Genomic DNA, 7987 nt, shown 5'->3' with positions numbered 1-7987 from the left:
CCGCCCACCCGGGCGATCCGCCGGTGCCCCATGGCGGCCAGGTACCGCACCGCCTCCGTCACGGCCGTGGCGTCGTCCGTCCACACCGACGTGAGTCCCCCCGTCAGCGAGGGGTGCCCGACGGCGACCACCGGCATCCCGAGCCGCTGCGTCATGGCCACCCGCGGATCGTCCGCCCGGAAGTCGACGAGGATCGACCCGCCGATCTGCCGCCCCCGCCACCACGCCTCCTGGGCGCCCACCTCCTCGTCCATGTTCCGTACGAGCCTCAGCAGCAGCGAGCTGGAGTGCTCGGCCAGCACGCTCTGCACGCCGGAGACGAACTCCATGTACCAGGGCTCAAGACCCAGCGCCCGCGCCGGCCGGCACACGGCCAGCCCGACCACGTCCACGCGCGATCCGGCCAGCGTCCGCGCCGTGAGGCTCGGCGACCAGCCCAGCTCCCGTGCCGCGAGGAAGATCCGGTCCCGGGTGGCCTCCGACAGTCCCGGCTTGTGATTGAACGCGAGGGACACCGCACCCTTGGACACGCCTGCGCGCGCGGCGACGTCCTTGATGGTGACGCGAGGGGTCGGCGTTGCCGTCATCGAGTGGGCTCCACGCAGTACAGGGCCGAACGGGCGGTCTTGGCGTCCGGAGTCTTCCAGCCGCGCACCCCGATGGTCACCTCTTCGCCCGGCAGCAGGGTGACCAGCCCCCGGTCGGCCCGCGCCCCGGGATCGAGCCGGTCGGCCTGGAGCAGCAGGTCCCGGACCAGGGTGCGGGCGGTCACCGTGATCCCGCCCGGCGCGAGACGGACGTCGAACTCCGGATCCGGGTAGGGGACTTCGCGGTCGGGCGCCGGGAAGTGCAGCGCCCGCAGCCCGTCCACGTCCGCGACCAGGAACTCCCCGGGCCCGGCGGGCGTCAGCTCCCGCGGCACGTCGACACGGCCTACCGCCCGGCTCCCGGCCGCCAGTTGCACCTCCCCTCGGCTCAGCACCTCTCCCTCGACGGACAACCGCCGCAGGGTCAGAGCCCCCCTCCACTCCTCCGGCCCCTGGTTGACGGCGGCCAGCACCAGCCCTCCGTCCCGCCCCTGGAACGTCGGCAACCGGTCCGCGTACAGCCGCTTCAGCTCGTGGTACAGCGGCTTCTCCCGGCCGTCACCGTCGATCGCCGCCCAGGACGTCACCGGCCAGCAGTCGTTGAGCTGCCAGACGATCGTGCCCGCGCACACCGGCCAGTGGGAGCGCCAGTGCTCGATCCCGGCCGCGACCGCCCGGGCCTGGTTGAGCTGCGTCAGGTAGTGCCAGCGGTCGAAGTCCCCGTCCGGCACGGCGAAATGCCGCTGGAGCCCCCGCTCCAGCTTGCCGTTGCCGTCATCGGCCTTCTGGTGGTGCAGCATGCCGGGGGAGTCCGGCGCGAGCTCCTCCCCGGGCAGCGCCCGGCGCAGTGTGGTGTACGCGGGCGGCGCCTGCCAGCCGAACTCGGCGACGAACCGCGGCACGCTCAGCCGGTAGTCCGCGTAGTCCTCCCGGTTCCACACCTCCCACGAGTGGTGGGTGCCGTGCGCCGGGTCGTTCGGGTGGTGGTCCCACGATCCGGACCAGGGACTCCCCGCCGCGTACGGGCGTGTGGGATCCAACTCGGCCACCACGCGCGGCAGTACGCCCAGGTAGTAGCCCTCACCCCACGAGTTCCCGGCCAGCCTCGGCTCCCACTCCCAGTCCCTGAAGCCCCACAGGTTCTCGTTGTTGCCGTTCCACAGCACGAGCGACGGATGCGGCATCAGCCGTACGACGTTCTCCCGCGCCTCGGCCTCCACCTCGCCGCGCAGCGGCTGCTCCTCCGGGTAGGCCGCACACGCGAACGGGAAGTCCTGCCAGACCAGCAGCCCGAGTTCGTCGCAGGCGTCGTAGAAGTCCTCGCTCTCGTAGATCCCGCCGCCCCAGATCCGCACGAGGTCCACGCCCGCGCCGGCCGCCTGCTCCAGCCGCTCCCGGTAGCGCTCGCGGGTGATCCGGGACGGGAAGACGTCGTCGGGGATCCAGTTGACCCCCCGCGCGAAGAGCCGCTCGCCGTTGACGACGAGGGTGAAGCCGGTGCCGTGCGCGTCGGACCGCCGGTCCAGCTCCACGGTCCGGAAGCCGATCCGCCGCCGCCACACGTCCAGCGCGTCCTCGCCGTGCAGCAGCCTCAACTCCACGTCGTACAGCGGCTGTCCGCCGTACCCACGCGGCCACCACAGCCGCGCGTCCGGCACCCGCAGCCGTACGACCCCGCCGGGCCCCTCGATCTCGGCCCGCGCCCGCACCCCCGCGACGGTCGCCTCCACCGCGAGTGGTGCCTCGCGCCCGGTCCGCTCGACGTCGACGGCCAGCTCGACGACGCCGGTGCCCTCCTCGACGGTGACCAGGGGACGCACCCGCGCGATCCGGGCCGTCGACCAGTGCTCCAGGCGGACCGGCCGCCAGATCCCGGCCGTCACCAGGGTCGGCCCCCAGTCCCAGCCGAACGAGCAGGCCATCTTGCGCAGGTACGGGTAGGGCTCGGCGTAGGCGGCGGGCCGCTCGCCCACCCGGCCCCGCACGGCCTCGGCCTCGGCGTAGGCGGAGACGAACCGCACGGACAGCCGCCCGGACAGACCCGTCACGTCGAACCGGTACGAGCGGTGCATGTTGCGCACCTTCCCCAGCAGCCGCCCGTCCAGGGAGATCTCGGCGACGGTGTCGAGCCCGTCGAAGACCAGGTCGGTCTGCTCCTGCTCCCGTGAGCCGCCGATCTCCCGCTCGTACGTCCAGTCCCGGCGCCCCACCCACGCCACCTCGGTCTCGTTCCGGCCGAGGAACGGGTCCGGGATCACCCCGGCGGCCATCAGGTCGGTGTGCACGCACCCCGGCACGGTGGCCGGCAGCGCGTCCGGGCCGTGCCGCAGGATCCATCCCTCGCCGAGCGGTGTGGCCTCCAGCATGCGCACTCCCTTAACCGGTTCAGTAAAGAGTCGGGTGTCAGTTTTCGCATCGTTGGCGGGATTGGGACTTTACCGGTTGAGTGCACGCTGCCAGAGTTCCGAACCAGCCATACCGCACGTGCTCGTCCGTCCCGAGTTCCCCTCCGCGAACGGAGCTGATGCACATGAACCGCCGTACCCTCCTCGCCCTGGCCGCGGGCGCCGCCCTGCTGGCGTCCGGCTGCACCGGCACCTCGGGCACCTCGAAGGGCGCCGACGCCAAGGCGCCCGACGATCCCGCCGACGTCCGCGGGACCATCACCGTCCTCACCCACCGGACCGACCTCGTGCAGGACGGGACGATGAAGAAGTACGCCGCCGAGTTCGGCAGGACCTACCCCGGGGTGACGGTGAAGTTCGACGGCATCACCGACTACGAGGGCGAAGTCAAGATCCGTATGAACACGGAGAACTACGGCGACGTCCTCATGATCCCGGCGGTGATCGAGAAGAAGGACTACCCCAGGTTCTTCGCCTCGCTGGGCAGCCAGGAGGAGCGGAGCAAGAAGTACCGCTTCACCGACTACACGACCGTCGAGGGCAAGGTCTACGGCCAGAGCCCGCTCGGCGCGCTGCCGGGGTTCATCTACAACAAGAAGGTGTGGCGCGAGGCGGGGGTCACCGACTGGCCCACGACACCCGCCGAGTTCCTCGCCGGCCTCAAGGCGATCAAGTCGAAGACCGACGCGATCCCCTACTACACCAACTTCAAGGACGGCTGGCCGCTCAGCCAGTGGACGGGGGTCAGGGGCTCGGTCAGCTGTGACGAGCAGGCCACCACCAGGTGGGCCGAGGGCAACCCCTGGGCCGAGGGCGGCGAGCTGCGGGTGGCGGACACGCTGCTGTACGACATCGTGCACGAGGGGCTCGTCGAGAAGGACCCGACGACCACCAACTGGGAGGCTTCCAAGCCCAGGCTGGCCAAGGGCGAGATCGCCACCATGTGGCTCGGCTCCTGGGCGGTCATCCAGATGCAGGGCGCGGCGAAGCAGGCCGGCACCGACCCGGGCGACATCGGGTTCATGCCCTTCCCCGCCCAGAAGGACGGCACGTTCTGCGCGGTGACGTCGCCCGACTACAACCAGGCCGTCAACGTCCACTCCGAGCACAAGGAGGCCGCCCGGGCCTGGATCGACTGGTTCACCGACAAGTCCGGCTACGCCGAGGACAACCTGGCGCTGTCCCCGCTCAAGGACGCCCCGCTGCCCGGCATCCTGAAGCCGTACGAGGAGGCGGGCGTCAAGCTCCTCGACCTCGACGACGCCGAGGGCGCCCGGCTGAAGACCATCGAGAACCAGTCCGAGGTCGGCATCAACAAGCCCGACTACCGCAAGGAACTCGTCGACATGGCCCGCGGCGCAAGGAAGGGCGACCCGGACGACTACCTGGACGGCCTCGGCGAGAAGTGGACCGAGACCCAGAAGTCGCTGGGGAACTGATGGCGGGCACGACCGAGACGGCGGCCGTCAAGGCCGCCGCGGAGGCGGCCGCCACCCCCGCCCCGCGCCAGGCCCGCCTGTGGCGCGGGGCCACCCCCTGGCTCTTCCTGCTCGCCCCGCTCACCCTCCTGATCGTCTTCACCTACGCGCCGATCGCCAACATGGTCGCGTACAGCTTCACCGACTGGGACGGAGTGAGCCCCGAGCTGCGCTACACGGGCACCGAGAACTACGCCGAACTCTTCACCCGCTCCGAGCTGTTCGAGGTCTTCTGGGTCAGCGGCTACTACCTGGTGGCCTCCGTCGTCCAGATCGTGGCCGCGCTCTACTTCGCCACGATCCTCAGCTTCAACGTCCGCTTCCGGAACTTCTTCAAGGGCGTGCTGTTCTTCCCGTATCTGATCAACGGGGTCGCGATCGGCTTCGTCTTCCTCTACTTCTTCCAGGACGGCGGCACCCTCGACTCGGTGCTGAGCCTGTTCGGTGTGGAGACGGACCGCGCCTGGCTGGGCACCCCGGAGTCGGCGAACACCTCCCTGGCCGCCGTGTCGGTCTGGCGCTACCTGGGCCTGAACTTCGTCCTCTTCCTCGGCGCGATCCAGTCGATCCCCGGGGAGCTGTACGAGGCGGCCGAACTGGACGGCGCGAACCGCTGGCAGCAGTTCCGCCACATCATCGCGCCGGGCATCAAGCCGGTCCTGAGCCTGACGGTGATCCTCTCGATCTCCGGTTCGCTCTCGGTCTTCGAGATCCCGTACATCATGACCGGCGGCGCGACCGGCACCGAGACGTTCGTCATCCAGACCGTGAAGCTGGCGTTCCAGTTCAACAAGACGGGGCTCGCCTCGGCTGCCGCGGTCGTGCTGCTGCTGATCGTCCTCGCGGTGACCTGGGTCCAGCGTCGCCTCGCCCCCGACGACAAGGTGGACCTCGTATGACGCGCCGCGCGGTGACCCGCGTCCTCGTGTACCTGTCGCTGATCGCCGCGACCGCGCTGGTCCTGCTCCCGCTGGCCGCTGTGTTCCTGACGTCCCTGAAGTCGGAGCAGGAGATGGCGGACGGCAGCGGCGCGCTGGCCCTGCCGGGCGACCCGTTCAACTTCGACAACTACGTGACGGCGTTCCAGGACGGCCGGATGCTCTCGGCCTTCGGCAACACGGCCGTCATCCTGGTCGTCGCCATCGGCGGCACGGTCCTGATCGGCTCGATGACGGCCTACGCCATCGACCGCTTCCGGTTCCGCTTCCGCGCGTGGGTCCTGGCCCTGTTCCTGATCGCCGCGCTGGTCCCCGGCGTGACCACCCAGGTGGCCACCTTCCAGATCGTCAACAGCTTCGGCCTGTTCGACAGCCTCTGGGCGCCGATCGTCCTCTACATGGGCACGGACATCGTCTCGATCTACATCTTCCTGCAGTTCGTCCGCTCGATCCCGGTGTCCCTGGACGAGTCGGCCCGCATCGACGGCGCCAACGCCTTCACCGTCTACCGCAAGATCATCTTCCCGCTGCTGAAACCGGCGATCGCGACGGTCGTGATCGTGAAGGGGATCACCGTCTACAACGACTTCTACATCCCCTTCCTCTACATGCCCTCCGAAGATCTTGGCGTGATCTCGACGTCGCTGTTCCGCTTCAAGGGCCCGTTCGGCGCCCACTGGGAGACGATCTCGGCAGGGGCGATCCTGGTGATCGTCCCCACTCTGGCCGTCTTCCTGTTCCTCCAGCGGTTCATCTACAACGGTTTCACCAGGGGGGCGACCAAGTGAGGACGCCCCCCGAGGGGCACGGGGAACCGCGCGAACAGCCACGGACGACCCGCAGCCGCCGCGCGCGAGGGTTCCTTACGGCGCTTCGGCGGACAACGCGGTCACCAACACCGGCGTCACCTGCTCCACCTGCCACGGCCGCGCCCCGTGGCCGGCCAGCGCCGCCGCGACGGTCTCCGCGTCCACCACCGCCGGCGGTTCCCAGCACACCCGCCGCACCGTGTCCGGCGTGATCAGGTTCTCCTGCGGCATGTTGACCTGCTCGGCCAGCGCCGACACCCCGGCCCGGGCGGCGGACAGCCGCGCGGCGGCCGCGGGGTCCTTGTCGGCCCAGGCACGCGGCGGCGGAGGCCCGGTCAGTTGCTGCCCCGGCTGCGGCAGCTGCGCCTCGCTCAGCGCCTTCGCCCGGTCCACCGCCGCCTGCCACTGCTCCAGCTGCCGCTTGCCCACGCGGTGTCCAAAACCGTTCAGCGCGGCCAGCGCCTGCACATCGGCCGGAAGCGCCAGCGCCGCCTCCACGATCGCCGCGTCCCCGAGCACCTTGCCCGGCGACACGTCACGCCGCTGGGCGATCCGGTCCCGGGTCTGCCACAGCTCCCGCACGACGGCCAGCTGCCGTCGGCGGCGGACCTTGTGCATACCGGACGTACGCCGCCACGGGTCCTTGCGGGGCTCCGGCGGGGGAGCCGAGGCGATCGCGTCGAACTCCTGGCGGGCCCACTCCAGCTTGCCCTGCCGGTCCAGCTCCTTCTCCAGCGCGTCGCGCAGGTCGACGAGCAGCTCGACGTCCAGCGCCGCGTAGCGCAGCCAGGGCTCGGGCAGGGGCCGGGTCGACCAGTCGACGGCGGAGTGCCCCTTCTCCAGGAGGAATCCCAGCACGCTCTCGACCATCGCGCCGAGGCCGACCCGGGGGAACCCGGCGAGGCGCCCGGCCAGCTCCGTGTCGAACAGCCGCGTCGGCACCATGCCTATCTCGCGCAGGCAGGGCAGGTCCTGGGTGGCGGCGTGCAGCACCCACTCGACGCCGGACAGGGCGTCACCGAGGGCGGACAGGTCGGGGCAGGCCACGGGGTCGATAAGGGCCGTTCCGGCGCCGGTGCGGCGCAGCTGCACCAGGTAGGCGCGCTGTCCGTAGCGGTAGCCGGACGCGCGCTCGGCGTCGACGGCGACGGGCCCGGATCCCGCCTCGAAGGCGGCGATCACCCGGGCCAGGGCGGCCTCGTCCGCGATGACGGGCGGAATGCCCTCACGTGGTTCCAGCAAAGGGATCGGCGCCTCCGTAGCAGAAGATCCGCCGTCGTCCGGAGGAGCGCCTCCGGTGGTTCGCAGTGAGCTGTCTGCTGCGGTGTCGTGGGCGTCGGTCACATGTCAAGGGTATCCATGTATGGCCGGCGCCCGCCGACGGAACGTTCCGTCGGCGGGCGCCCGGGGGTCGCAAACCAGTCATGTCGGGGAAGCGGCGGGTTCGCGAACCGTACGTGACGTGAACGGGGCCGACGGCCGGTCCCGTTCACGTGAAGGAGGGATCACGAAGGGTCACGGCGGAGCGGGTCAGTGGATGATCCCGGTCCGCAGTGCCACCGCGACCATGCCGGCACGGTCGCCCGTGCCGAGCTTGCGGGCGATGCGGGCGAGGTGGCTCTTGACGGTCAGGGCGGACAGGCCCATCGAGACGCCGATCGCTTTGTTCGACTGGCCTTCGGCGACCAGTCGCAGCACCTCGACCTCGCGGCCCGACAGTTCGCGGTAGCCGCCCGGGTGGCTCGGGGCGCCCGGGGGGCGGCGGTGCAG

Annotated in this window: 7 protein-coding genes; 3 read left to right on the top strand and 4 right to left on the bottom strand. The window is 70.7% G+C overall.

Annotation, left to right across the window (positions count from 1 at the left end; translation table 11 throughout):
• Both C1J00_RS33365 and C1J00_RS33360 read right to left on the bottom strand, forming a co-directional pair.
• A partial coding sequence (locus C1J00_RS33365) for a LacI family DNA-binding transcriptional regulator (protein ID WP_146046298.1) occupies positions 1-587 on the bottom strand: 587 nt, incomplete at its 3' end.
• Positions 584-2953 carry a glycoside hydrolase family 2 protein gene (locus C1J00_RS33360; protein ID WP_102912708.1) on the bottom strand — a complete coding sequence of 790 codons (2370 nt, stop codon included), beginning with the start codon at positions 2951-2953 and terminating at the stop codon, positions 584-586. The genes C1J00_RS33365 and C1J00_RS33360, both read right to left, overlap by 4 nt.
• Positions 2954-3117: 164 nt before the next feature.
• Between C1J00_RS33360 and C1J00_RS33355 the strand changes: the two genes are divergently transcribed.
• The 3 genes from C1J00_RS33355 to C1J00_RS33345 are packed head-to-tail and all read left to right on the top strand — an operon-like array spanning position 3118 to position 6196.
• On the top strand, positions 3118-4431 hold the full coding sequence (locus C1J00_RS33355; protein WP_439333456.1) for an ABC transporter substrate-binding protein: 1314 nt from the start codon (positions 3118-3120) through the stop codon (positions 4429-4431).
• Positions 4431-5369 (top strand): carbohydrate ABC transporter permease, encoded by a 939-nt coding sequence (locus C1J00_RS33350; protein ID WP_180989784.1) that lies wholly within the window; start codon positions 4431-4433, stop codon positions 5367-5369. Before C1J00_RS33355 ends, C1J00_RS33350 begins: the two co-directional genes overlap by 1 nt.
• Entirely contained in the window at positions 5366-6196 is an 831-nt protein-coding gene (locus C1J00_RS33345; RefSeq protein WP_102912706.1) for a carbohydrate ABC transporter permease, read from the top strand. Before C1J00_RS33350 ends, C1J00_RS33345 begins: the two co-directional genes overlap by 4 nt.
• Positions 6197-6271: 75 nt before the next feature.
• Here C1J00_RS33345 and C1J00_RS33340 read toward each other — a convergent pair whose 3' ends face one another.
• Together C1J00_RS33340 and C1J00_RS33335 are read right to left on the bottom strand one after the other, a co-directional pair.
• The gene (locus C1J00_RS33340; RefSeq protein WP_102912705.1) at positions 6272-7561 is read right to left on the bottom strand and encodes a ribonuclease D; all 1290 of its coding nucleotides are present in this window, start codon (positions 7559-7561) and stop codon (positions 6272-6274) included.
• A gap of 186 nt (positions 7562-7747) precedes the next feature.
• On the bottom strand, positions 7748-7987 hold a 240-nt coding region (locus C1J00_RS33335), incomplete at its 5' end, for a response regulator transcription factor (RefSeq protein WP_146046297.1).

The organism is Streptomyces cahuitamycinicus, from assembly GCF_002891435.1.
GTDB lineage: Bacteria > Actinomycetota > Actinomycetes > Streptomycetales > Streptomycetaceae > Streptomyces > Streptomyces cahuitamycinicus.
Note: the sequence above shows the minus strand (reverse complement) of the source record. Positions and strands in the feature narration are given on the sequence as shown.

Coding starts and splice junctions, on each gene's coding strand:
- C1J00_RS33360 (WP_102912708.1), bottom strand. CDS start 2,953: ATGCTGGAGGCCACACCGCTCGGCGAGGGATGGATCCTGCGGCACGGC.
- C1J00_RS33355 (WP_439333456.1), top strand. CDS start 3,118: ATGAACCGCCGTACCCTCCTCGCCCTGGCCGCGGGCGCCGCCCTGCTG.
- C1J00_RS33350 (WP_180989784.1), top strand. CDS start 4,431: ATGGCGGGCACGACCGAGACGGCGGCCGTCAAGGCCGCCGCGGAGGCG.
- C1J00_RS33345 (WP_102912706.1), top strand. CDS start 5,366: ATGACGCGCCGCGCGGTGACCCGCGTCCTCGTGTACCTGTCGCTGATC.